The following is a 23750-nucleotide window of genomic DNA, read 5'->3' on the forward strand; positions in this document are numbered from 1 at the left end:
TGCGGTTCCTTTCGTTGTGCGAGGTGTCGCGAAAAAAGCGGGATCAGCCGCGCTGCAGCGGCGTGATGGCGTCGAGGTGGCGCAGGAAGCGGTCGTAGGCGGCGGCGTAGGCAGCGCCCCGCGAGGCATCCGGGCGTGCGGACAGCGTCGGGTCGAGCGCCACGTGCCGATCGGTGATGTCGGCAATGGTTGCGCCCTCCCCGCGCGCCCGGCCCAGTGCCCACAGCGCCTGCAGCGCAGCGCCGAAGGCGGCGCCTTCCGGCTGGGTGGGCACGTCCACCGGCAGGCCGAACACATCGGCCACCAGCTGCCGCCATTGCGCGCTGTTGCTGCCGCCGCCGGTAAGCACGATGCGCTCGAACTGCATGCCGGCGCGCACGAAGGCGTCGTAGCCGTACTTCAGGCTGTAGGTAGCGCCCTCCATGGCCGCCCGGTAGAAGTGCGCCGGGGTCATGTTGGCGGTGTCCAGTCCCGCCAGCACGCCCTTGCCGTGCGGCAGGTCCGGGGTGCGTTCGCCATTGAGGAAGGGCAGCATCACCAGGCCGTCGGCCCCCGGCGCGGTCGCCCGCAGGTGACCGTCGCCGAAGCGGGTACTGAACCCGAACGCATCGGCCACCTGTTCGGTGACCACGGTGCAGTTCATGGTGCAGATCAACGGCAGCCAGCCCCCGGTGGAGGAGCAGAACGCCGCCCAGGCACCGTCGGGGTCGACCACGGGGGTGTCCGAATACGCGAACAGCGTGCCCGAAGTGCCCAGGCTCATCGCCAGGCGACCGGGCACCACGCAGCCGGTACCGATGGCGGCCATCATGTTGTCGCCGCCGCCCACCGCCACCTTTACGCTGGTCGGCACACCCAGCGCTTTCGCGGCAGCCGGGGCGATGTCGAACAGCGCATCCGGTGCCGCGATCGGCGGCAGGCAGCCGGCGAGGTCGCGGTCCGGGTCGGTGGCGCGCAGCAGCTCGGGCGACCAGGTGCGGCTGCGCACGTCCAGCCAGCCGGTCCCCGAGGCATCGCCGTATTCGCAGAATCGCTGGCCGGTGAGCACGAAATTCAGGTAGTCGTGCGGCAGCAGAATGGTGGCCAGGCGCGCATACGCGTCCGGCCGGTGGGTCCGGGTCCACGGCAGTTTGGAGGCGGTGTAGCCGGTAAGGATGGGGTTGCCGCCCAGCGCGATGGTGGCGGCGCAGCCGCCGGCGGCGTCCATGATCTGCACGCACTCGGCGGCGGTGCTGGTGTCGCACCACAGCTTGGCCGGCGCCAGCACCTCCCCCGCCGCGTCAACCGGGACGAACCCATGCTGCTGGCCGGACACCGCCAGCGCGGTGATCCGCGACCGCACCGACGTTGGAATGCCGGCAAAGCACGTGTGCAACGCGGCCACCCAGTCGGCCGGCTGTTGTTCGCGGCTGCCATCGGCGCCGCTGTCCAGCGCCAGTGCGGCGCTGGTGCTGGCCACGACCTTGCGCGCGGCAGGGTCGTAGACCAGCACCTTCAGACTCTGTGTTCCTGCATCGATTCCTGCAACCAGATCCATCCCGTGTACCCCGTGTTGATCCGCACCGCAGCGCTCGAAAGGTAGCGCTACCAATTCCAGGCAACAACGCGCAGCCTGGCTACGCGACCGCCATTCCCCGTGGCCATACCTCCGGCGACGCCTTGCAGTAGCGTTCGATGAACGCGCCCTGCGACGGCATCGAGGCAACCGCCTGCTGCACCGGCTGGCGGATCCGCTGCAGCAGGGTGCGCAGGTCCTCGTCGCCGATCGCGCGCGCGAGCGGGTGCGGCGACCCGGGCTGGATGCCCTGCCCCATCAGCACGCTGGTCCAGGAATCCACCCGGAACAGTTCGCCGGGGTCCTGCCAGGCATGCGCCCGTTCGCGCCATGCACGCAGCCGAAGCGCCAGCGACTCGGGCAGCGCCATCTCGCGGCAGGCTTTCCACATCGGCTCGTCGCGCTGGGTGGCGTGGTAGTGCAGGATGATGAAGTCGCGGACGTGCTCCATCTCCTGGCGGCTGATGTCGTTGTACAGATCGACCATGGCCGGGCGGATGCCATCGGACGGGAACAGCTGGATCAGCCGCACCACCGCGCTGATGGTCAGGTGGATGCTGGTCGACTCCAGCGGCTCGATGAAACCGCTGGCCAGCCCCAGCGCCACCACGTTGCGGTTCCACGCCTTCAGGCGCCGTCCGCTGCGGAACGGCACCCGCCACGGGTCACGCAGCGGTTCGCCGTCGACCTCCCGCAGCAGCTTGGCCTGCGCCTCGTCATCGGACATGTGCCGGCTGGAATACACCAGCCCGCAGCCTACCCGGTGCTGCAGGGCGATGTGCCAGCGCCAGCCCGCTTCGTGCGCGATGGCCCGGGTATACGGCACCGGCGGCGCGACCGACGCGGTCTGCACCGCCACCGCACGGTCGCTGGGCAGCCACTCGTTCCAGTCTTCATAGCCGGTCTGCAGGGTCTGTTCGGTCAACAGGCCGCGGAACCCGGTGCAGTCGATGAACAGGTCGCCTTCCAGCACCTGCCCGTCTTCCAGCACCAGCGCCTGCACCGACCCGTCATGCGCGTGCTGACGCACTTCGCGGATCTTGCCTTCCACCCGTCGCAGGCCATGCGCTTCGGCCTTGCCCCGCAGGAACCTGGCGTACAGCCCGGCGTCGAAGTGATACGCATAGTTGACCTGGGGCTGGGTCTGCAGCGAGAACCGGTCGCCGCGCGAGGCCACGCTTTCCAGGCAGAAATCACCCAGCTCCGAGGGCATGCCACGGCGCAGGCTGTCCAGCCAGAAATGATGGAACGGTGTCGCCCAGGTCCCCTGGCCGATGGTGCCGAATGGATGGATGAAACGCTCGCCGGGTCGACGCCAGTTCTCGAAGGAAATGGACAGCTTGAAGGTCCCGGCCACCGCGCGCAGGAACTCCTGCTCATCGATCTGCAGGAACCGATGGAAGGTGCGGATGGTGGGCACGGTGGATTCGCCAACCCCCACGGTACCGATCTGTTCGGATTCGACCAGCGTGATCTCCAGCTGGTCACGGAACTGCTGCGCCAGCGCGCAACCGGCCAGCCAGCCTGCGGTACCACCGCCGGCGATGATCACTTTCCGGACCCGCCCGTCTACCTGCCCTGCAGCATTCACAGCCGTGCTCCCGTCAGCGATTGAGACGACCCAGCAGCATCGCGCGCGTGCGTCGTGCCTGCGTTTCGTCGAAAGGTGCCAGTTCGCCCCGGGCAGCGTCGGGCAGGTGCTCGCCTGCGCGCCCGCCGGGACCGAATACGTAATAGTCGAAGATCTTCGCCCAGGCCTGCTTCTGCGGCTCGGGCAGGTCGCGCAGCGCCCACATCGCGTGCTGCAGCGCCGGCAGCGGCGAGGACAGGAACGCCGGTGAACGACGCCACCAGTAGTTCACCAGCACGTTGAACGGTTCCAGGCTGCGCACGTGGTGCCACCACATGCTGGGGATGAAGATCGCATCGCCCGGTTCCAGCACCGCCGTGCGCGCATGCGCCAACGCCTCGCTGAAACGCGGGTAACGCTCCAGGTCCGGGCGCTCGACATCCACCACGCTGACCACCTGGCCGCCGGGTGTCGGCTCCAGCGGACCCGGATACAGATTGTCGATCTGGTCCGGCGGGAACAGGGTGAAGCGGCGCCGGCCCACCGCGCAGCAGGCCAGGTTGTCCGGGGTGTCGTAGTGGCAGGACGCCGTTACCCGGTTCCCGATCCAGATGCTGGCCGCGGCGTCGATGCCCTGCCCGGCCAGGCCGGCATCGTTGTCGCGGGCAAACCCGGGCAGCGCCCGCTCGATCAACAGCGACGCCACATACAGCGTGGGCGGCTGCGCGATCCCGAAGGTGTCGGCGATCTCGTCCAGCACCTGCGCGAGCTGGCCGCGCCGGATTTCGATGTTCAACCGGGTGAAGTCAGAACTGTAGAACGGGCGGCCCTCGATCTCGGGCCCACCCCAGGAATAGGTGATGGGCACGCCTGCGTCGAAACCACGCAGGTAGTCCATTGCCTCCCCGGCGGAGCGCAATCCGGCCTGTACCAGCGCCCAGTTGCGCGCAATGCCACGCAGCACCACCGGTTCGGCGGCGTCGGCCAGGGCCTCCAGCGAAACCGCCGTGGCGTCGCTTTCTTCGAGGGTGCGCATGGCAACGCGGTCCAGCATCGCTCAGTTTCTACCGGTCGCGCTGGCGGCATCCTGCGCACGCAGGCGCCGCTGCTTTTCGGCGATCAACCGTCGCATGTTGTGCAGCGACGCCACCAGCAGGTAGGCCCCTTCCAGGTAGCCGGCGCGGTTCAGGGCGACCAGCGCCTCGCCGTCCAGCTGGGCCAGGCGGTCCTTGTCGATGCCATGCAGGCCGTTCACCGCCACCCGGTGCCGGGCCTCGATCTGCACGTCCAGTTGCAGCGGTTGGATCAGGCCATGGGCGTCGAACGCGGCGAACATGGCCGCGCCGAACAGGCTGCCGTCATGGATGCCGCGCAGCACGCCCGCGATATGGTCCAGATAGGGCGTGTTGCCGCCCTGCGGCAGGAACAGCGGTTCGCCCGTGCCCGCGCTGACCCGCGGATGTTCCAGGTCCACATGCATCACCGCCTCGCGAGCCGGCATGCCGTCGACCTGGTGGTCCTGGAATCCGATCAGGAACGGCCCTTTGGCTACCGCCCCGGGTACGTAGGAGGCATTCCAGCGGTCGTCCTGCAGGTACAGGTTTTCGTGTTGTTCGAACCCCAGCAGTACCACCGACTGCCATTCCCCGCTCGCCGTGTCGCGGCGCAGGAAGATCGGGTACTCGCGCTGCAGTTCGGCGAACTCGCTCGGATAGGCCGGCACCATGCCGACGGCATCGCCGTATTCCGGGCCAAAGCCGGTGACCACCCGCAGGTCCTGGTGGGCGATGTTGTTGAGCGTTTCGTATCGAGCCATGGGGATGTCCAGAGCAATCAGAAGCCGCGCCGCCAAGGTACCGCTGCCGGAGCAGCGGTACCAGTGGCCCGTCAGAACCGGTACCGCACGCCGAGCATGTAGCGCGGGCTCTGGTCGGCCAGTTTCACGATCATCTGCGAGGTGCGCGAACGCCAGCGGACGTCCTCGCCGGTGAGGTTGATCGCTTCCAGGCCGAACGACCAGTGATCATCCAGGGTGTAGTTCACGCTGAGATCCCACTGGTCGTACTCCTCCACGTAGTACGGATTGCGGCTGGCGCCCTGGTTGGCCAGGATCAGGTACTCGTCGCGCCAGTTCCAGGCCAGGCGCACCGACCAGCCGTACTTTTCGTACATCAGCATGGCATTGGCGGTGTCGCTGAGGCCGGTGAGCGAGAACTGGTCGATGTTCGGGTCGCCGGCGTCGTTGTACCCCACGTCACCGTTGACGATGGTGTAGTTGGCCAGCACGCCGAACCCGGTATCGCCGAAGAAGTACTGCCCCCCCAGTTCCCAGCCATGCAGCTTGGACTGGTTCTGGTTGATGGGGCGGTTGACGTTGAACTGGTACAGCGGGTCGGCGGCGGTGCCGTACAGGTCGTACGCCGCTTCGGTGGCCAGGACCTGTGCGTCGGTGCCGTTGTAGGCACCCAGCCCGGCGGGATTGTTGCGCAGCAACGCCAGCGCGGTGAACAACGCGGTGTCGTTGGCGTTGCAGGCCGCCGCATTGGCCGGGCCGACCTGGGTAACGCAGGCACCGCTGGTGAGGAACGACAGCGCGGTCTGCGCATCCGGGCCGGAGGTGGGGTCGCGCAGGCCGTACAGGTTCTCCTGGACGATGGTATTGCCGATGAAGTTGTCGACCTGCTTGTTCCAGTACGTCACCGACACATAGCTGGCGTCAGCGAAGTACCACTCCAGCGCCAGGTCCAGGTTGTCCGACTCCAGCGGCTTCAGCTGCGGGTTCTGTGCCGTTCCGCTGGCCCGGGTGGAGGGGTCGATCAGCACCGAGCCGAACGGTTGCTGGGCGGTCGGCCCCGCATACAGGTTGCCGATCGGCGCGCGCGCGATGCTCTTGCCGAACGAGACGCGGCCCTTCAGGTCGTCCATGAGGTCGATGCTGAAGTCCAGGTTGGGCAGGATGTAGCTGTAACTGTTCTTTTCGGTGAACGGCTGCTGCTCGTCGGACAACATCACGCGGAAGTCGTTGTTGGACTGCCATTCGATGGCTTCGGGAATGGCGATGATCGACGTGGACACCACGTCGGTGGTTTCATAGCGCACGCCCAGGCGGGTATTGGTGCGCAGCCCGCCCAGTTCGCCATCCAGTTCCACCTGGAAGTAGGCGGACTTGGTCTTCTCTTCCACGAAGTTGTCGGCGGCGCGCTGCGGGCTTACGCCCAGGTCGGCACCGTAGTTGTCTGCCGACCACTGCGCGAGCCGGCCGGCATCCCCGCGCCAGGCGGTGAAGCTGTTGGCATTGAAGTCGTTGAACAGCCCCACGATGTTCACCGGCTGCAGCAGGTCCATCAGTCCATTGGCCACGTCCCCGTCGACGTTGGCCACGCCCCAGTCGCCCAGGGTGTTGTAGTTCTCCGCTGCCTGGATGCGGTGGGTGGTCTGCTTGCTCGAGTCCACGCCAAACTGGAAGCGGCCCTGGTCGAAGCTCCACTCACCGTCGACGCGGCCGGCCTTGACCTCGCTGACCTGGGTCTGCGAATTGATGCGCAGCACCTGCGAACCGATCTCGCCGGTCTCGAAGGCGGGATTGACCACGCCATTGGTTCCGGCGATGGCGTCGGCCGAGGTCGGGTACCAGGTCTTGGTGCCGACCGGCAGGCCATTGTTGAAGTTCATTTCCTGCACATAGGTGCCACCGCAATGCGGCCCCACGGTGCAGTTGTTGGTACCGGCGATACTGGCGAAGATGGAACCGCCGCCGGTCAGCGGATCGTTGGGGCGGCTTTCGTTCTTGGAGTTGTGCGCGTCGAAGGTCAGCTTGAAGCGGTCGGTGACATTCCAAAGCGCGTTGAAGCCCAGCGAGCCCAGCTTGTACTTCTGCATGCTGCGCTGCTGTTCAAGCCCGAAGTCCTTGGTGCCGGCGATCTCACGAATGTAGATCGGCGTGGCCACCGCGCCGCTGGTGTCGAACTCCACGTCGGTGTAGTTGCTGTTCTGCAGCCACATCCCCTGTTCGCCACGATTCTCTTCGATCTCGTTGGTCGAGTAGGTGTAGTCCAGGGTCAGCGTCACCGCGTCGGTGGGTGCGAACTGCAGGACCGCCTGCGCGTTGGTGCGCTCGCGCTCGAACTCGGCGAAGGCGTAGCGCAGGTCGTTCGGACGGCCGTACAGCGCGCCCACCGCCGGTGCGTTGACCACGGTCGGGTTGCCCGGCATGGTGCCGGTCCACGGCTGGATGTTCCAGTAGTTGTTGGTGGCCTGCACCGAGCCACCCTTGCGCTTCTGGTAGCTGGCACTGACACCGACGCCGAAGGTCTTGTCCGGGTTGCTGTAGCTGAAGATGCCCGACAGTTCCGGGGTGATGTCGTTGCCGAACGGCTGGCTCTCGTCGGAGACCGCCTTGGCGCCGGCACTGGCAACCACGCCTTCATGGTCGAACGGGCGCGCGGTGAGGATGTTGATGGTGGCGCCGATGCCGCCGCTGGGCACGTTGGCCTGGCTGGTCTTGAACACTTCGATGCCGTTGATGGCTTCAGCGGCGAGCTGGGCGAAGTTGAACGCGCGGGTGCCGCCGTCGACGCCGCCGATGGCCACCTGCCCGGCCGCACCGAACGCGTCGGCACCCGGAATCTGGCGGCCATTGAGGGTGACCAGGTTGAACTGCGGACCAAAGCCGCGTGCGGTCACCTGCGCACCTTCGCCATCACGGCGTTCGATCGAGATACCGGTGATGCGCTGCAGCGATTCGGCCAGGTTGGTGTCGGGGAACTTGCCGATGTCCTCGGCGCTGATCGCATCCACCACGCCGGCCGAATCGCGTTTGATATCCATCGCCTGGCTCAGGCTGTTACGGATACCGGTGACCTGCACGGTGTCCAGCTGGGTCGGGCTGGGCTGGGACGGCTGCTGCGTGGCGGTGGCCGGCGCCGCGGCGTCCTGTGCGAAAGCGGGGTTGATGACCAGGACGCCACCGACGAAGGTGAACATGGCCCGGGAAGTAAGTTTCGCCAGCGTGCGGCTCATGGATGAGCCCCCAGGGCTGGGGTACGACGGAAAGCACAAGCGCTCATGACTCTCCCCTCTGACATACGATCGAATGGATGTACCGCCCCTCCTGGGGGCACGCACGGGCGAGGCCCGTCTTCCACACCGAATATCGCAACACGCGTTTTTGGCGCAGTGCGACTCAAGCTCGCTTTCAGAATTGCCAGAACAGCCGCGCGGTAAATGGGGGGGTCCCGCTTCGCCTCATGTCGGCTCAGTGGTAGCGCTACCATCGCGTCAGGGCGCAGACTAATCACCCGGTAATACGCTTGTCATCATGCAGCGCAGCAAAGGAGCCCGGCCCTTGAGCACCCCCCCGAAGGCAGTGCGTCGCAAAGCGAGTGCGGTCACCATCGACGAGGTCGCCGCGCATGCCGGCGTGTCCCCGATGACCGTGTCGCGGGTGATCAACGGCCATGCCGGCGTGCGCGAAAGAAACCGCGAACGGGTGATGCGCAGCGTGCTCGCCCTGGACTACCGCCCGAACCTGGCGGCCAGCGCACTGGCGGCAGCGCAGCACACCTGCATCGCCCTGATCTACACCAACCCCAGCGCCAGTTACCTGCGCGAATTGCTGGTGGGTGCGCTGCAGGGCTCCACCCAGTCCGCAGCGCAGCTGGTGATCGCGGCGTGGGATGGCCTGGGCGCACAGGCACGCCGTGACGCCGCGCGCCAGCTGTCCACCCGCGTGGCGGGCGTGATCCTGCCGCCGCCGCTGTGCGAGTCAACACGCATCGTGGACGAATTCGTCAAGGCGGGGGTGCCGGTGGTGGCCATCGCTTCCAGCCACTTCAGCGACCGCATCTCCTGCGTAAGCATCGACGACCGCCGCGCCAGCCAGGAGATGGTGTCGCACCTCATCGCCCACGGACACAGCCGCATCGGCTACATCACCGGCGACCCGAACCAGACCGCCAGCGCGCACCGGTGGCAGGGCTACCGCGATGCGCTGGCCTCGGCCGGTATCGCATACGACGAGGCGCTGGTGCAGCCCGGCTACTTCACCTACCGCTCCGGGCTGGAAGCGGCGGAAACGTTGCTGAGCCTGCGGCAGCCACCCAGCGCGATCTTCGCCAGCAACGACGACATGGCCGCGGCAGTGGTGTCGGTGGCGCATCGTCGTGGCCTGCAGGTGCCGGGCCATCTGTCGGTGGTGGGATTCGATGACACCTCCGCCTCGACCATGGTCTGGCCGGAGCTGACCACCGTCCATCAACCGGTGGCGGAGATGGCCGACACCGCCATCGACATCCTGCTGCGGGAGATTCGACGCAGCAACGGCGCCGGACCGGTCACGGTCAACCACGTGCTGGCGCACCAGCTGATCACCCGGGCGTCGGTGGCGGCCCCCGGCGCCGCAGGGCCTGTGTAGCCATGCTTTGAAGGCATGGCTCAGCCAGATTATTTGTATTGGATGCATGGTGCGTGGCGGCCCAGACTGGGCCCCTTCCTCCCGTCCACATGCGCCATGAACACCGCCCCCGCCCTTCCCTCCCGCTGGATCCGCCATCACGCCCACGGCCTGCTGTTGACCGCCGCTGTCGCGGCGCTGGCGCTGCTGCTGGGGCACCTGCTGCCCTGGGTAGGCGGCCCGGTGTTCGGCATCGTGCTGGGCATGGCGGCCAGGCAGCTGCTGTCGCCGCCGCCGCGCTTCGACCCGGGCATCCGCTTCGGCGGCCGGCAGGTGCTGCAGGGGTCGATCATTGCCTTGGGTTTCGGCCTCAGCCTGGCCGACGTGCTCAGGACCGGACGGGAATCGCTGTCGGTGACGCTGGTGACGGTTGCCGTGGCCTTCGCCAGTGCGTGGGCGCTGGGCCGCTGGCTGCGCGTGGACGGCAAGCTGACCGTGTTGATCGGGGTTGGCACCGCCATCTGCGGTGGGTCGGCCATCGCCGCCGTAACGCCCATCCTCAAACCGGATGACCACGATACCGCGCTCGCCATTTCCACCATCTTCCTGTTCAACGTGATCGCGGTGCTGCTGTTCCCGCTGCTCGGCCACCTGCTGCAGATGAGCGACCTGGGCTTTGGCCTGTGGGCCGGCACCGCGATCAACGATACCTCCTCGGTCGTCGCCGCCGGCTACGCCTACAGCGACCTTGCCGGCGGCTACGCCACCATCGTCAAGCTGACCCGCTCGACCCTGATCATTCCGATCTGCCTGGTACTGACCGTTGCCATGGCCGCGTTGGCCAGGCGCCGCAGCGCCACCCAGGCGCGCGCCGCCGGGTTCACCCTGGGGGCGATCTTCCCCTGGTTCATCCTATGGTTCCTGGCCGCCTCGGGCATCCGCACCGCGGGCTGGGTTCCCGCCGCCGCGCTGCCCGTGCTGCAGGGGGTCGCCGAGGTGCTGATCGTGTTCGCCCTGTCTGCGATCGGCCTGTCGGCCAACCTGCGTCGCATGGCGGCCGCAGGCCTCCGCCCCATCATGCTGGGCCTGGGCGTCTGGGTGGCCGTGGCAGTCAGCAGCCTCCTTGTGCAGTACTTTAGCGGGCAGCTCTGACCGTTTTTCCGCGCATGAACCTCCATCACCTGGCCATCTTCCATGCCATTGCCGAAACCGGCAGCATTTCGGCGGCGGCCGTTCGCGTGCACATCTCCCAGCCGGCGCTGTCACGGGAACTGAAGGCGTTCGAGTCGCGGTTGGGAGTGGCGCTGTTCGAACGGCAAGCGCGCGGCATGCGCCTGACCGAACCGGGCAGCGTGTTGCACGGCTATTCGGCGCGGCTGTTCGCGGTGGCCGACAGCGCGCAGGCGGCCATGCGCGCATTTGCCGACGCGCGTGCAGGGCAGTTGTCGATCGGCGCCAGCAACACCATCGGCACCTACGTACTGCCCCGCTACATCGCGCAGTTCCGGCGTGCCTTCCCCGGTATTGGCATTTCCCTGTTCGTGGGCAATACCGGACAAGTCGCGCAGGGCGTGGCCGATCTGCGCTTCACCCTGGGCTTCGTGGAAGGCCCGATCCGGGCCGAGGGGCTTGCCACGGAGGCGTTCAGCCGCGACGAGCTGGTCCCGGTGGTGGGCGCTGGGCATGCGCTTGCGCGACGCAGGCGGCTGGCGCCGTCGGACATCGACGGCGAACCGCTGTTGATGCGTGAACCGGGATCGGGCACGCGCGAGCTGGTTTCCACGCTGCTGCAGCAGCTCGGCGTGCAGACCGGCAGCATCGTCGAGTTCGGTAACACCGAAGCGCTGAAGCAGGCTGCGATCCACGGGGGCGGCATCGCGTGGCTGCCCAGCATCAGCGTTGACGGCGAATTGCAGGAAGGTCGACTGGTCAAGCTGCCAGCGCGGGCGCTTGCCCTGCAGCGGCCGCTCAGCATCATCCGCCGCGAGGGTGCCTGGCAGGCGCCCGCCGTCGATGCGTTTCTGGAGATGGTGCGCCAGCCGACACCGGCCGGCTGACTGGCACGCGAAACGTTACGGCGAGACGCCGTCCTGCACGTCCGCCCGCTCACGCCGGGGGCGCTTGCCCTCCTTGTGCTGCGCGGTGGACTGGCTCTCGACGAACTCCGGGAAGACGTCGGCCATTGCCATGACCTCCGGCAGCACGAAGAACAGCCCGCCCTTCTCGAAGGTGGGCTTGATCACCTTGGCGTAGAACCCGGGGTCGACGTTGATGCAGCCGTTGGTGATGCGGTTGTCGTCCGGAGCCGGCGATGCCAGTCGCTCGGGTCGACGTTCGGACTTGACCCCGGTCGCCGTGGGATGGATGGACACCGCGGTATCGAAGTCCATCCACAGGACCCGCCCGGTGTCCAGCGAGGGGCCATACCCACCGATGAATCGCCCGGCCGGCGTGGTGCGCTGGCCCTGCGGGATATCCTTCAATGCGTACTTGGTGACGCTGGGGTCGGAGTAGTCGCCCTTGTCCGAACCGAACAGTGCGGGCGCCGCTCCACGCAGCTTGCCCTTGCCGTCGAAGACCAGTATCTGTGCATTTCCCTTGTCGATGACGGCAAAGGGATAGCCGACGGTGTTGTTGCTTGCCTTGATCCATCCCGCCAGATCGATGACCGTCTGCGAGACTTCCTGCCCGGTGGGCAGCATGTCCACGGCCTCGGTCGAGTGATCAGCTTCGATCGACCGCGCTTCCTGGGCGACAGCCGCACCAGAACAGGCCAATGACAGGGCCAGCGCCAAGGCGCCAAAAACAGGCCGGAAGGAGGAATGCAGGGACATGATGATGGGGGATTCCTTGAATCTACTGCGGGTCAAGCAAAAGAAGCCGGTGGCCACGAACGGCCACCGGGTCCCGGTTTTCAACAATGTATTACGTGTTGCCCAACGGCAATCAGCCGCGCGGCTGACGCTTGGTGGTCGGCTGCGATTCGAGGCGCTGGAGGCGACCTTCGATCTGGTCCAGACGCTGGTTGGCCTGCTGTGCGGACTGGTTGGCCTGGTCTGCACTCTGGGCCGCGCTGTTCACCTTGGTATCCAGTGAATCCAGTCGCGAGTTGATCGTTGCAAACTCGTTCTTGTAGCTGGCGCAACCGGCAAGGCTCAGGCCTGCGACGAGTGCGACGACGAGGGTACGCGCTGTTGCCACATGCTTCTTCGAGATGTTCATTCCACTTCTCCTTTCGTCTGGGACGTCGGAAATATTGCAGGCTTGGAGCGGATTTTTACCGGAGCCATGACCCCGCATGTAGCTTGCGTTGGGTTACGTAGATGAACTGTGAAGAAGACTGAACGGGCACGTGGTAGGGCGTTGCACTCGCATTGGCGTGCGCCGCCGCCTGGCTGGATCAACACGCTGCGTATGCGGCTGCAGTCGATAATCTGGCGCCATCCCGCCAACGGAGTACGCCGATGAAAACACTGCTGGTATCCGTGTCCCTGCTTGCTTCGCTGGCGTCCTTCGCGGCGCAGGCGCAGCTTCCACAGCTCAACGCGACCTGCCCGGGCAACATCGAGCTGCACGTGGACCAGGGCGGGCCAGCCTTCATCAATGGGCGGGAAGCCGTCTTGAAGGCATCCAACGAAAACTACTACGAAGCCAGGGATGCGAAACTTGGCGTCACTGTCTCGATCAGTCGGAACCCGGACGGTTCCACCGACGTGAGCTACACCGGGAAGAACCGCGCCAATGGCGTGTGCAGGGTGGTGCCGGCCGCATCGGCTGCGCCGGGCGCGCCGCCGACCGCCGCGGCACCGCGCGAATCGCACCCTGGCGCAGAGAAGGCCTGCCTGGCCGCCGTGGCTGCCAAGACGCGCGTCCCCGCTGCCAAACTCACGGTCAACGAGGCGTTGGGCGCCGAAGCGGGCATCCTGGTCAAGGTGCGCGTGCCCGGCGCCGATGCCCCCTGGTCGTGCATGACCGACGCGAAGGGAAAGCCGTGGAGCGTCACGTATTCCGGCAGCGAAGGCGCGCTGTAACCGCCCGTCGCCTGCGGCGCGAGCTGCAGTAAAGGATAGGAAATGCCTCCAGGCCCAGCCACACTCCGTGGCCGGGCCCCTTCGGTTCACCCGGTCATTTGCTGTCGCGGCGAATCGACAGCGCCACCGCTTCGGTATAGGAAATTTTGACAAGATCGCCCCGCTTTACGCTGGGGAGTTTGGCACGCAGGTCCGGCCGTTCCACGGCGATGAGCTGTGTATTGCCGCTCGGGCCTCGCAGGGCAATCGTGTTGGCGGTGGGATTCACCGCGGCCACCTCGGTGACCAGCTCTATCGTGCTCGAGCGTGCGCCGCCGGGCTTGGCGCCCCGGGTGGGCACGGTCTGCGCCTGGGACTTCGTCAGGCCCACCGGCGCACTGCCGGCCGGCTGCAGGTCCAGGGCCACCGCAGCGGTGTAATCGAGCGTGACCTTGTCGCCTACCTTCAACTGGTTGAAGTTGCGCACGTCGGCGCCGGCAACGAAGTCCACCGCACTGCCATCGGCCCCGGTCACGGTGACCGCCCGGGTGCGGGTATCCAGTGCGGTGATCGTGCCCTGCAGGGTCACGCCTGCGGATGCGGCGTTGACGGGCCCGGGCATGCTACGGGCGGCGGGTGCGGCGGCGGGCGGTGCGGCACTGCCCGCACCGGCGGCTACAAGGGCCGCAACGAGCACGGCGGAGGGAGAAAGCGAACGAATGCGCATGGAAAGCTCCAGGACGGCGGCCGGACGGCCGATGCCCCGGCATTGCATCAGCTGCCCTGCCCCGGCGCCCCCGTACAACTACTGTGCCGTGCTCAGAAAAGATACCGGCCAGCCAGGTTCGCCAGGAGCATGGCGACCGTCCGCTATGCGGTCGGCAACCCGATCCCGCCCACCGGCTCGGTCTCGAAGCGCTCGCCAAAGCCGGTGATGTGCGGACGCGCCTGGGCGATGGCCTCCTGCACGGCCGGCAATGCCAGCGAGGCGCGGTGTTGCTCCGCGCTGTCCCACACCTCTGTGATCCAGATCGCGTCCTGGTCGGCGGGGTCGCGGGCCACGATGTAGTTCTGGCACCCGGGCATGGACCCCGTTCCCCGCAGAAGGATATCGATCACCGCATCGCGTTGGCCAGGTGCGACAAGCATCTTGCCGATCAATCCGTACATGGAGCGTCCTGACTATGTAGGTAAGTCACTGCTATGCGTGCACCAGCGTCCCCGCGCTTCCGCTGTCCCCGCCTCACGCGCGTGCCAGTGTCAGCCATCGATAGCCGAGGTAGATGCCAGCTGCCACCACCGGGGCCAGGCCGATCCAGGGCGGAAGCTTCAGCACGAAGAACAGGATTGCTGCGAGCGCCACCGCTGCGATCGACAGGCCGATCGCCCACGCATTGAATACCGCGACATCGGCGGCATCGGTGCCCCATCTGTTTCCGGGACGGCCGCTGGCGCTGCGCTGCCGGCGCAGCAGCCACACGTCAGTCACGAAATCCGCGATGCCCTCCAGCAGTTCCCCGATGATGCCTGCCATGGTCGATCCCTGATCCCGTTGGTCAGCGCCGATCTTCGGGTGCCGGCTGCCTGGCGGTCAAGCGGTTCTGCCAACGCAGGTCCGGGCTCAGGGCAGGTTCGCCTCCGGGGCCAGGGTGTGGATGACCTTGCCCTGCGCGTCCAGGAACTCGATGGCGCCGTACCCTTCCGGGGTGACGGTGAGGCGCAGGCGCGCACGGTCGGCCTTGTCGTTGAGGGCGATGGCCGGGGTGCCGTCGGCGCCCACCACCAGCTGGATGCGGGTGGGCGTTGCCACGCCGGGAATCAGCCGGTTGTCGAGCCCGGGCTCGCGGATCAGGGGCGGCGCCTGGTTGATCGAGAACCGCACTTCGCCGTCCGGGGACACGCGCCAGCCGATCGCGTCCATGGCCGGGTGGTCCAGCGCCAGCACCGCCATGCCGCCATTGAGGTCGGCAGTGCCGAAGCCACCGCGTTCGCTGCCCTTGTCGTCGTACAGGACCATGCCGGCGACGTTGAAGGCGCGCTTGTACTGGATGCCGTCGATGATCGGGGCCGGGGTCTGCCCGGACAGGGTCATGCGGATCGTGCCCTTCTCGTCGACGATATCGATGCGGCGCGCGGTGATGCGGTCGTGGTCGGGGGTGTCCACGGTGGTCTGCGGGGATCGGTCGACAATGAGCGTCTGCAGCTGTTCGACGCTGGGACGCTTCGGGGCGTCTGCGGCAACCGTAGTGCCTGCAAGGGTCGACAGGCCAAGGAGTGCCAGTAACGGTCCGGCGGTTCGCTTCATGCTGCTTCCATTCTCACGCGGGTCTGGTGCGCGACGATAGCGGGCATGCCGGTCGATATCCCGCTGCCGTGCAGCATGCAGAAGGCCGCCCGGAGGCGGCCTTCTGTGTTACTCCCTGCGGATCAGGCTCAGGTAAAGATGGCCCAGAGGATCAGCAGCGGGATCGGCACGCCCAGTGCCCACAGCAGCAGCATTTTCATGTCGGTTCTCCTCGTTCGGTGGAATTACAGGTCGCGGCGACGGCCGCCCCAGGTAGCCGTGAGGCTGGCCATGAAGGCGCCGATCAGCAGCGTGATGAACAGCCACAGCGCGGCGTAGGCAGTAGCCTTGCGGGCGTCATCGGCCGCCTGCTTGGCGGTGTTCTTCGCTTCTTCCAGCGCCGCACGCATGCGGGTCTGGATGTCGGTGACGCGGGCTTCCGCTTCGGCCTGGGACATGCCGGTTTCCCGGGCAATCAACTGGGCCAGATACTGCTGGTCGGCGGGATTCAGGCCTTGGCCCTGCAGGCTGGTGACAATGATGCGGTTCACTTCCGCACGCACCTCACGACGGTCCCCCATGCCCGGACCGCCCGGCATCGGACGCGGCGGCGGCGGCGCCATGCGCGGGCCGGCAGGACCGGCCATCGCCGGTGCCGGCGCTGCGTCGGGGCCGGCCGGGGCGACAGCCGGCGGCGGCGGCGTGCCCGGTGCCAGCTCGGCGCCGGGGGCGCGGCGGAACAGCGAGTCCACCCAGTAGCCCAGATCGCCCTGCTCGGACTGCATCGCCGCGGCCGAACCCGCGCCGGCGGCCGCTACGCCAGCCGTGGATGCGGCGGCGCCCGCGGTGGCACCGGCCACCTTGGCACCTGCGCCCAGCACGCCACCAATGGCCGAGGTCAGCAGGCCGGCGGTGAGCAGGGTCGCCACCGCCCACGAAGCGAAGCCATGCGCGGTGTCGCGGAAATAGGTTTCATCGCCATGCACGCGGGTCCACTTGGTGCGCAGGCGACCGGCCAGATAGCCGCCCAGACCCGACGCGGCCAGTGCGGTGAAGGTCAGCCAGGCAATGCTGGCCCAGCCGAAGGTTTCCTTGGTGACGCCCTCGAACGACCAGGGCGACACCGAGGACAGGCCAAGGCCGACGCCCAGGATCAGCAGGATCAGCGACAGCGCCGCCGCCGCCACCGCGCCGACCAGGATCGCGCTCCACGACACGGCGCTCTCCGGCGTGGAGGGAATGACCGTGGTTTCATTGATGACCGCAACGTCGGGGCCTGCCGCGCCGCGTTCCGGGTAGTCGATTCGGGTGTTCATCGGGTCGTGCGTCTCCGTTCTCATGCTGCGGGTGCAGCTGTGAACGCGAGGCTGCGCGAAGCGAGGTGAACGCGGTGAGACTCGAATATCTGCACCGTGTGCAGACCAGACCCTACGCTCAGTCGTCGCCGCGCACGCGGGGCAACGCAAGCTCGAAACTGGCACCCTCGCCGGGGCTGGAGCTGACCGTCACGAAACCACCGGCCTGGCGCACCGCGCTGTGCACCTGCGGCAAGCCAAGGCCCGAGCCTTCGCCCGGCGGCTTGGTGGTGAAGTACACCTCGAATACGCGCGACAGTACGTCGTTGCTCATGCCGCAGCCGGTATCGGAGACGGTGAGGGTGACGTACTCGCCGGCCACGCGCGCACCCGTGCCGTCGCCCTCCGCAACGGTGAGCCGACCGGTGGTGACCCGGATGCTGTCACCGGGCACGCAGGCGTCGCGCGCGTTGACCACCAGGTTCAACAGGGCGCGCTCCAGGGTGTTGCGGTCCACCATGGCGCAGCAGGCCGGGTCGCCCGGGTCTACGTTCAACGCGATGCCCGCGCCCACCGCCTGCTCCAGCAGGGGCTGCATCTTCGTCACCAGCGCGGCCAGCTCGACCGGCTCCGGGCGGTACGGGTGTTGCCGGGCAAACCCGATGAGCCGCTGCGACATCTCCGCGCCCTGTTCCAGCGCGGCTTCGGCCACGTCCAGCAACCGGACGTTCTTCGGACTCAGCTCGCCACTGGCCATGACCACGTCGATGGCCGCCGTGGCCGACTGCAGGAAGTTGTTGAGATCGTGGACGACGCCGGCCAGCAGCTGGCCCACCGCCTCGCCCTTCTGGGCATGGTCGGCGATCATTTCCGCAGCGCGCTGGGCGGCTACCGCGAAGTCACGGCCCTGGGCGACCTGGAAGTGCCGGACTTCCAGCGCCTGATAGGCCAGGTTGGTGGCCAACAGGCTGGACTGGCTCCTGCGCAGCGTTTCGATCAGGTTGGCCTCGCGGCTGGCTGCACTGGCGAGCAATGCGCCGGCCTCATCGGCCTTGGCATCGAACGCAGCGCCCAGTACGTCGGCCGCGCCCAGCGCGGCATTGCGCGCGGTGACATCGGAACTGACCGCCAGCACGCCCACGATGCTGCCGCCGTCGCGCAGCGCGCCCACCCGTACGCGCCAGTCGCGCAGCATGCCCCGGCCATCCAGCGCGGAGGCTTCGAATTCCACCTGGTCCCCTCGCAGCGCGCTGGCCAGCGCCTGTTCGACCAGCGGTTGCGCGAGCGGCGGCCACATCGCCTTCCAGTTACGGCCGAGCATGTCGTCCGGCTGCGAGGCCCGGAACAGCTTCAGGCCATTCTCATTGATGGCGACAACCACGCCGTCGAGATCCAACTCCTTGATGCAGTCCTCGGACAGTTCCACGATCTGGCGGTATCGATCCATCAATCCATCGGGGTGAACAGTGATGGGTCCATTATCACCGCGTGATTGCTGCGTGAGTGGGTACCTGCCGTGGCTGGCCATGTTAAAAACTGAACTGTTCACTCGTGTGCAGGTGTTCCCTGCCTACCGCGGCCCCTCCGCAGCGCCCAGCAGATACTTCAAGCCCTTGGTGAGGCCGCGAGGCGCGACGCTGAGATGGTCTTCATCATTGAGTACGTCAAGCTGAAGGCGCAGCGACGGATAGTGGTGCGCGCGCAGGGCAGCGTCCATCCGCCGCGCGTCGGCCACCATGTCGGCGTCGTTGCCGAAGGCCGGGGTTTCCCGCTCGCCTACATACAGGTACACCGACGCGGGCAGGTCGTCATGGGCGCCGGCATGGTCTTTCTCGACCTGCTCCATCACATGCTTGTCGTACCAGTACGAGGGGCTGCCAAGGATGTAGCCGGAGAACAGGCCCGGGTCGGTGAACAGGATCTGGGTACCCAGCAGCGCGCCGTACGAGTGCCCGAGCAGCAGGCGGCGGGTTTCGTCGGTGCGGTAGCGGCTGGCCACGAACGGCAGCACCTGCTCGCGAAGGTAGGTGATGTAGGGCGCCGCTTCGCCGTGCACCGCGTCTGCGGGCGCACTGCTGGGTCCCTTGCGGGTCGGCGTGTAATCGCGGCGGCGGCTGGTCACGCCATCATCGCCCACCGCATAGGACAAGCCGACCAGAATGAACTCCTGCAGCTTCGGCCCCTCCACGTTGAGGCGGCGGCCAATCTGCCGCGCCAACGGGAATGCGTAGTCGGCATCGGTGACGTACAGCACCGGGTACCTGCGCCCCGGCGACTCGGCGTATGACGCGGGAAGCGCGACGAACACCTGGTAGGTGCGGCCCGACACCGGATCCTTCACGTCCCAGACTTCGCTGCCGACCACTTCATACGGCGCACCGCCGGCACGCTGCCCGCCCAGCGCGGTGGCCTTGCCAACGTTCGGTGCGAGCGGCGCCGGAAGCGTTGCCGCAGCGGCGGCGGATTGCGGGGCCTGGGCGCACCCGGCCAGCATCGACAGAACCACAACACCCACTGCCAGATAGTTCAACGCTTCATCTCCCTGGTGATTCCGATACCGCCTCCCGTGGCGGCCATCGGGATCATACAAGACCCGTGAAAGGATCCTTCCATGTCCAGCGCTGATGCATCGTCCTCCACCCCCATTGCCGACGGTCACTACGATGCCATCATCATCGGCACCGGCCAGGCCGGCCCTGCCCTGGCCGGCCGCCTGCACGCGGCGGGCATGCGGGTGGCGATCATCGAACGTCATCTGGTCGGCGGCACCTGCGTGAATACCGGCTGCAAGCCCACCAAGACACTGGTGGCCAGCGCGTACGCCGCGCACACCGCGAGGCGCGGCGGGGACTATGGCTTCGCCAGCGGGCCGGTCACGGTGGACATGGGCGTGGTGGCCGCGCGCGCGCGCAAGGTCATCCTGGACTCGCGCGGCAGCAACGAGCGCTGGCTCGGCGGCATGGCCGGCGTGGCACTGATCCGCGGCCATGCGCGCTTCGATGGACCTGATGCCGTGGTGGTGGACGGCGCGCGACTGACCGCGCCGCGCATCTTCATCAACGTGGGCGGGCGTGCCGCGGTGCCGGACCTGCCCGGGCTGGCGGAGGTGCCGTACCTCACCAACAGCAGCATGGTCGCGCTGGAGACCCTGCCCCGCCACCTGGTGGTGGTCGGCGGCAGTTACATCGGGCTGGAGTTCGCGCAGATGTATCGACGCTTCGGGGCACAGGTCAGCATCCTCGAGCGCTCCGATCGCCTCATATCCCGCGAGGATCCGGATGTATCGGAGGCGGTGCGCGCGATCCTGGAGGCCGAAGGCATCGCGGTGCAAACCGGGGTCACCGACATGCGGTTCGAACGCCACGCTGACGGCATTTCCGTTGCCGCGGGCGCAACCCAGGTGATCGGCAGCCACCTGCTGATCGCCATCGGCCGGCGCCCGAATACCGACGACCTGGGCCTGGACAAGGCCGGCATCAAGACGGACGAACGCGGCTACATCACCGTGGATGACCAGTTGCAGACCTCCGTGCCCGGGGTCTGGGCGCTGGGCGACTGCAATGGCCGTGGCGCCTTCACCCACACCGCGTACAACGACTTCGAAATCATCGCCGCCAATCTGCTCGATGGTGAACACCGTCGGGTCAGCCAGCGTGTGCCCGGCTACGCGCTGTACATCGACCCACCGCTGGGCCGGGCCGGACTGTCGGAAACCGAGGCGGCGCGGAGCGGGCGCCCGCTGCTGGTATCCAAGCGACCGATGACCCAGGTGGGTCGCGCCGTGGAGAAAGGCGAAACCCAGGGTTTCATGAAGGTCGTAGCCGATGCCGGCACGCGCCGCATCCTGGGCGCGGCGATCCTGGGCACCGGCGGCGACGAGGCCATACACGGCATCCTTAACACGATGAGTGCGGACCGGCCACTGGATGATCTGCGCTGGGCCGTGCCGATCCACCCGACGGTGTCCGAGTTGATTCCCACCTTGCTGGTGGACCTGGCGCCCGCCGCGTCGTGACGGCGCAGCAGATCGTCTACGCGGCGGTTACGCCGGGCACGCAACAGGCAGCGGCGTCGACACCGCCTCGGCCGGTGCGGGGCTCCACCGGCGCAGCGCCGAGCCCCGGAGGGCCTGTTCACCGCAGCCCGTGGGGCAGCGCAGGACCCGGGCAACCGAGGTGCTGACGAAGCCCTGCCCTTCCTGCGCCTTGAACACCGACTCGCACGACAGGCAGCGCGCCACCATGGCGTACAGATGTACGATGCGCCCGCTGCACGGGTCCTGCAGGGCGTCGACGTCGAGCAGTTCGAACTGACAGGTGTCGGGCGCCGGACGGCGGGGCAAGGGCTGGGGAGCGCGGGTCTGCAGGTTCACGGGGGGCACCGGAGCGGGGTCGGATCGACTCTAGGCAGTGCCACGTGGACTCCGCGTGCAGGCGATTGCCTGCGTGATGCGAAGATCCAGGATCGCCTAAGCAGAACTACGCATGCGCACCCAGTAGCTGTACGGAGGTGGCCGCGGCGCCGGTATGGTTCATTGGGCACTCTCCCCGCCGGGATGATCCATGAGCCCCCCAGACCGTTCCGACCACAGCGCACCGCCGTCCAGCCTGGCCAACGACCTGGCCCGCGGCCGCACCCATCTGGCAAACGAGCGGACCCATCTCGCCTACCTGCGCACGACGGTCTCGCTCATCGGCTTCGGCATCACCATCAACCGGTTCAGCACCTACCTGATCCAGAACGATGACGCGCCCTCCAAGGGGCGACTGCTGCTGGATGACGCCAGCCAGGCCGGCATCGGGATGGTCGTACTGGGATTGGCCCTGCTGGTGTGGTCGCTGATCCGTTACAACCTGGTGACGCGCGACATCGAGCGCGGGGCGATCGACGCCCGCCACCGCGCCACCACCGGGTTCACCCTGGGCCTGCTGCTGTTGGGCGGCTTGACCGCGCTCTGGCTGTTCATCAGCTGACGGAATCACTCGCGCGGATCGGCGCCGCCAGGCAGGGGCGCGGCCGCATGCTGGCGCTCGCGGATCTCCTGGATGTCGCGCTCCAGGAAATAATTCAGGAAGGTCCGGACCACGGCGATCGCGGCGAGCTGGCCGATGGAATCCCATGTGGTGTAGATGGCCGATTCCACGATATCCCCGGCCAGCTGCAGGGTCAGGCCGGCCACCAGCCAGCGCCCATACTCCAGCCACAGTCCCCGCCGCTGCGCATTGGTGCCCCCGCGCACCAGCAGCAGCATCATTTTCGCGAACGCGATCAGCGTTGCCACGGTGATCAGGATCAGGGCCAGCAGCGCGATGATGGTGACCACCGGTTCGGTGAGGGTGACCAGCCAGGTTTCCAGCGGCAGCGGATCCAAAGGACGGGTGGCGGCGGCATGGATCACGGCTCGACTCCGGCAGAGGCGTTGGGAAGGTTGACCGCGTGCTGTAAATCCAGCATCGGTCCCTGCGGCACGTTGACCGCGCCGGTACTGGGCAGGTCAAGGTCGAGCACCAGGCCCACCGCCAGGGAGAACAGCAACAGCAGCAAGGTGGTGGTGCTGCGCTTGTGCGCGCGCTCGAAGCCAAGCAGTCCCGCCGCCAGCAGCGAGAAAATGAACAGCAGGCGCAGGATGCGGTGCGGAATATGATCCTGGCGCGCCGCAAAGCGCTCGCTCGCCAGATCGATCGATTCGTTGGTGGTGGTGATCATCAGCGACGCGCGGGGGGTGTCGCGGAACGCCGCGGTGCCGGCCACCACCGCCGACCACAGCTCATCCTGCAGCGCCACGCTGCGCGCATTGGCCTGTACTTCGGCCTCGGCGTCATGGGCCCCGGCGAACGCCACACGGGAATCCACGTACCGGCGCAGTACGTCCCGCACGCGCTGCGTGCCGGTCGGCTCCAGCAGATCGGCACGCAGCCAGGTGGTCCCCAGCGCATTGGCTTCCTTCAACACCAGCTCGCGACGGTCGTCGTAGCGACCCAGCGCCAGCGAGAAGGTGAAACCGATCAGCAGGGCCAGCAGCCCCAGCACCGTCGTGGTGGCGAACGCGACGCTGTCGTGCGCGTCCGGGTCCGCATCCGCCCCGCCCTGCCGCGGTTCCGGCCGGCCGCGCCTGCGCAGCAGGATGCCGATCTCCCTGGCCAGCAGCAGCATGCCGAACAGCAGCAGGGTAATCAGCCACAGGGGCAGGTAGGGATAGGTTCCCTGTAGTTCCATGCGGTCACCTCAGGACGTGATGATGGTGCGCATGGCACCGGTGATCAGCTGCAGCGCGAGCGCGACCTGCAGCATGCCCAGTACGGCGCCCACGATCTGCAGTGGCAGCGCACCGATGGTTTTCATGATCGGGCCGATGAACAGCATGGTGACCAGGTCCAGCACCAGGACCGCCAACGCCAGCACCATGATCCACAGGTAGCGTTCGGTAGAGCCACTCAAGGCGATCAGGACGATCAACGCCGCGATGCCGTAGGCCGGCAGGGTGACCGGAAAGGCCAGCCGCGAGGTGGGCGGGGCTGCCCCGGGGGTCGGTGCGGGCGCGGGCGCGGCATACTGGGAGAGGATCATCTGCAGGGCGACCAGCAGCTTGGATCCGTCTGAGTTTGGCGCCGGGATCGTGAACGCGGAAGCGCTGCTAATGCAGCC

The 23750-nt window shown here is 67.3% G+C and carries 24 protein-coding genes; 6 read left to right on the forward strand and 18 right to left on the reverse strand.

Going from position 1 to position 23750, the window contains the following annotated elements; translation table 11 throughout:
• Window positions 1-43 precede the first annotated feature (43 nt).
• The 5 genes from xylB to ACIGII_RS05220 form a co-directional block, all read right to left on the reverse strand.
• Complete coding sequence (xylB, locus tag ACIGII_RS05200) at window positions 44-1537, reverse strand: xylulokinase (RefSeq protein ID WP_399634637.1); 1494 nt, start codon at window positions 1535-1537, stop codon at window positions 44-46.
• A gap of 79 nt (window positions 1538-1616) precedes the next feature.
• A complete protein-coding gene (locus tag ACIGII_RS05205) occupies window positions 1617-3146 on the reverse strand; it encodes a tryptophan halogenase family protein (RefSeq protein WP_399634635.1) in 1530 nt (509 codons plus the stop codon).
• 13 nt (window positions 3147-3159) lie between these two features.
• Entirely contained in the window at window positions 3160-4179 is a 1020-nt protein-coding gene (locus ACIGII_RS05210) for a cupin-like domain-containing protein (RefSeq protein WP_399634633.1), read from the reverse strand.
• Window positions 4180-4182: 3 nt separating this feature from the next.
• Window positions 4183-4941 carry a SapC family protein gene (locus ACIGII_RS05215; protein ID WP_399634631.1) on the reverse strand — a complete coding sequence of 253 codons (759 nt, stop codon included), beginning with the start codon at window positions 4939-4941 and terminating at the stop codon, window positions 4183-4185.
• Window positions 4942-5012: 71 nt separating this feature from the next.
• Window positions 5013-8144: a TonB-dependent receptor gene (locus ACIGII_RS05220; protein WP_399634629.1), complete on the reverse strand. Its 3132-nt coding sequence runs from the start codon at window positions 8142-8144 to the stop codon at window positions 5013-5015.
• Window positions 8145-8469: 325 nt separating this feature from the next.
• Here ACIGII_RS05220 and ACIGII_RS05225 point away from each other — a divergent pair, with 325 nt between their 5' ends.
• The 3 genes from ACIGII_RS05225 (at window position 8470) to ACIGII_RS05235 (ending at window position 11573) form a co-directional block, all read left to right on the forward strand.
• On the forward strand, window positions 8470-9537 hold the full coding sequence (locus ACIGII_RS05225) for a LacI family DNA-binding transcriptional regulator (protein ID WP_399634627.1): 1068 nt from the start codon (window positions 8470-8472) through the stop codon (window positions 9535-9537).
• Window positions 9538-9633: 96 nt separating this feature from the next.
• Window positions 9634-10668, forward strand: coding sequence for a YeiH family protein (locus ACIGII_RS05230; RefSeq protein ID WP_399634625.1), 1035 nt, complete (start codon window positions 9634-9636; stop codon window positions 10666-10668).
• Window positions 10669-10682: 14 nt separating this feature from the next.
• Window positions 10683-11573 (forward strand): LysR family transcriptional regulator, encoded by an 891-nt coding sequence (locus ACIGII_RS05235; protein WP_399634623.1) that lies wholly within the window; start codon window positions 10683-10685, stop codon window positions 11571-11573.
• 15 nt (window positions 11574-11588) lie between these two features.
• Here ACIGII_RS05235 and ACIGII_RS05240 read toward each other — a convergent pair whose 3' ends face one another.
• Together ACIGII_RS05240 and ACIGII_RS05245 are read right to left on the reverse strand one after the other, a co-directional pair.
• Complete coding sequence (locus ACIGII_RS05240; protein ID WP_399634698.1) at window positions 11589-12305, reverse strand: hypothetical protein; 717 nt, start codon at window positions 12303-12305, stop codon at window positions 11589-11591.
• 157 nt (window positions 12306-12462) lie between these two features.
• Entirely contained in the window at window positions 12463-12738 is a 276-nt protein-coding gene (locus tag ACIGII_RS05245) for an alanine-zipper protein (protein WP_314101665.1), read from the reverse strand.
• Between the two features lie 242 nt (window positions 12739-12980).
• On the opposite strand from ACIGII_RS05245, the gene ACIGII_RS05250 reads away from it, so the two are divergent.
• Window positions 12981-13547, forward strand: a complete 567-nt coding sequence (locus ACIGII_RS05250; RefSeq protein ID WP_399634622.1) for a hypothetical protein — start codon at window positions 12981-12983, stop codon at window positions 13545-13547.
• 94 nt (window positions 13548-13641) lie between these two features.
• Here ACIGII_RS05250 and ACIGII_RS05255 read toward each other — a convergent pair whose 3' ends face one another.
• The 7 genes from ACIGII_RS05255 to ACIGII_RS05285 form a co-directional block, all read right to left on the reverse strand.
• Entirely contained in the window at window positions 13642-14253 is a 612-nt protein-coding gene (locus tag ACIGII_RS05255; protein WP_399634621.1) for a hypothetical protein, read from the reverse strand.
• Window positions 14254-14396: 143 nt separating this feature from the next.
• Window positions 14397-14696 (reverse strand): putative quinol monooxygenase, encoded by a 300-nt coding sequence (locus ACIGII_RS05260; RefSeq protein WP_399634619.1) that lies wholly within the window; start codon window positions 14694-14696, stop codon window positions 14397-14399.
• Between the two features lie 73 nt (window positions 14697-14769).
• Window positions 14770-15060 (reverse strand): hypothetical protein, encoded by a 291-nt coding sequence (locus tag ACIGII_RS05265; protein ID WP_399634617.1) that lies wholly within the window; start codon window positions 15058-15060, stop codon window positions 14770-14772.
• 87 nt (window positions 15061-15147) lie between these two features.
• On the reverse strand, window positions 15148-15831 hold the full coding sequence (locus ACIGII_RS05270; protein ID WP_399634615.1) for a hypothetical protein: 684 nt from the start codon (window positions 15829-15831) through the stop codon (window positions 15148-15150).
• 224 nt (window positions 15832-16055) lie between these two features.
• Window positions 16056-17126 (reverse strand): hypothetical protein, encoded by a 1071-nt coding sequence (locus ACIGII_RS05275; protein WP_399634613.1) that lies wholly within the window; start codon window positions 17124-17126, stop codon window positions 16056-16058.
• Between the two features lie 118 nt (window positions 17127-17244).
• Window positions 17245-18552 (reverse strand): ATP-binding protein, encoded by a 1308-nt coding sequence (locus ACIGII_RS05280; protein WP_399634612.1) that lies wholly within the window; start codon window positions 18550-18552, stop codon window positions 17245-17247.
• Window positions 18553-18675: 123 nt separating this feature from the next.
• On the reverse strand, window positions 18676-19599 hold the full coding sequence (locus ACIGII_RS05285) for an alpha/beta hydrolase (protein WP_399634696.1): 924 nt from the start codon (window positions 19597-19599) through the stop codon (window positions 18676-18678).
• Between the two features lie 117 nt (window positions 19600-19716).
• Here ACIGII_RS05285 and ACIGII_RS05290 point away from each other — a divergent pair, with 117 nt between their 5' ends.
• Window positions 19717-21120 carry an FAD-containing oxidoreductase gene (locus ACIGII_RS05290; protein ID WP_399634611.1) on the forward strand — a complete coding sequence of 468 codons (1404 nt, stop codon included), beginning with the start codon at window positions 19717-19719 and terminating at the stop codon, window positions 21118-21120.
• 27 nt (window positions 21121-21147) lie between these two features.
• Here the strand turns inward: ACIGII_RS05290 and ACIGII_RS05295 are convergent, their stop codons facing one another.
• On the reverse strand, window positions 21148-21477 hold the full coding sequence (locus ACIGII_RS05295) for a hypothetical protein (RefSeq protein WP_399634609.1): 330 nt from the start codon (window positions 21475-21477) through the stop codon (window positions 21148-21150).
• Window positions 21478-21667: 190 nt separating this feature from the next.
• Here ACIGII_RS05295 and ACIGII_RS05300 point away from each other — a divergent pair, with 190 nt between their 5' ends.
• On the forward strand, window positions 21668-22078 hold the full coding sequence (locus ACIGII_RS05300; protein ID WP_399634607.1) for a YidH family protein: 411 nt from the start codon (window positions 21668-21670) through the stop codon (window positions 22076-22078).
• Between the two features lie 5 nt (window positions 22079-22083).
• On the opposite strand, the gene ACIGII_RS05305 is transcribed toward ACIGII_RS05300, so the two are convergent.
• Genes ACIGII_RS05305 through ACIGII_RS05315 form a run of 3 tightly spaced genes read right to left on the reverse strand, consistent with a single transcriptional unit; the run spans window position 22084 to window position 23672 of the window.
• Window positions 22084-22503 carry a DUF1622 domain-containing protein gene (locus ACIGII_RS05305; RefSeq protein WP_399634606.1) on the reverse strand — a complete coding sequence of 140 codons (420 nt, stop codon included), beginning with the start codon at window positions 22501-22503 and terminating at the stop codon, window positions 22084-22086.
• The gene (locus ACIGII_RS05310) at window positions 22500-23321 is read right to left on the reverse strand and encodes a hypothetical protein (RefSeq protein ID WP_399634605.1); all 822 of its coding nucleotides are present in this window, start codon (window positions 23319-23321) and stop codon (window positions 22500-22502) included. The genes ACIGII_RS05305 and ACIGII_RS05310 overlap by 4 nt, the downstream gene beginning before the upstream one ends.
• A 9-nt stretch (window positions 23322-23330) precedes the next feature.
• Complete coding sequence (locus ACIGII_RS05315) at window positions 23331-23672, reverse strand: hypothetical protein (protein WP_399634603.1); 342 nt, start codon at window positions 23670-23672, stop codon at window positions 23331-23333.
• Window positions 23673-23750 lie beyond the last annotated feature (78 nt).

Source organism: Stenotrophomonas sp. NPDC077420 (assembly GCF_044543385.1).
GTDB lineage: Bacteria > Pseudomonadota > Gammaproteobacteria > Xanthomonadales > Xanthomonadaceae > Stenotrophomonas.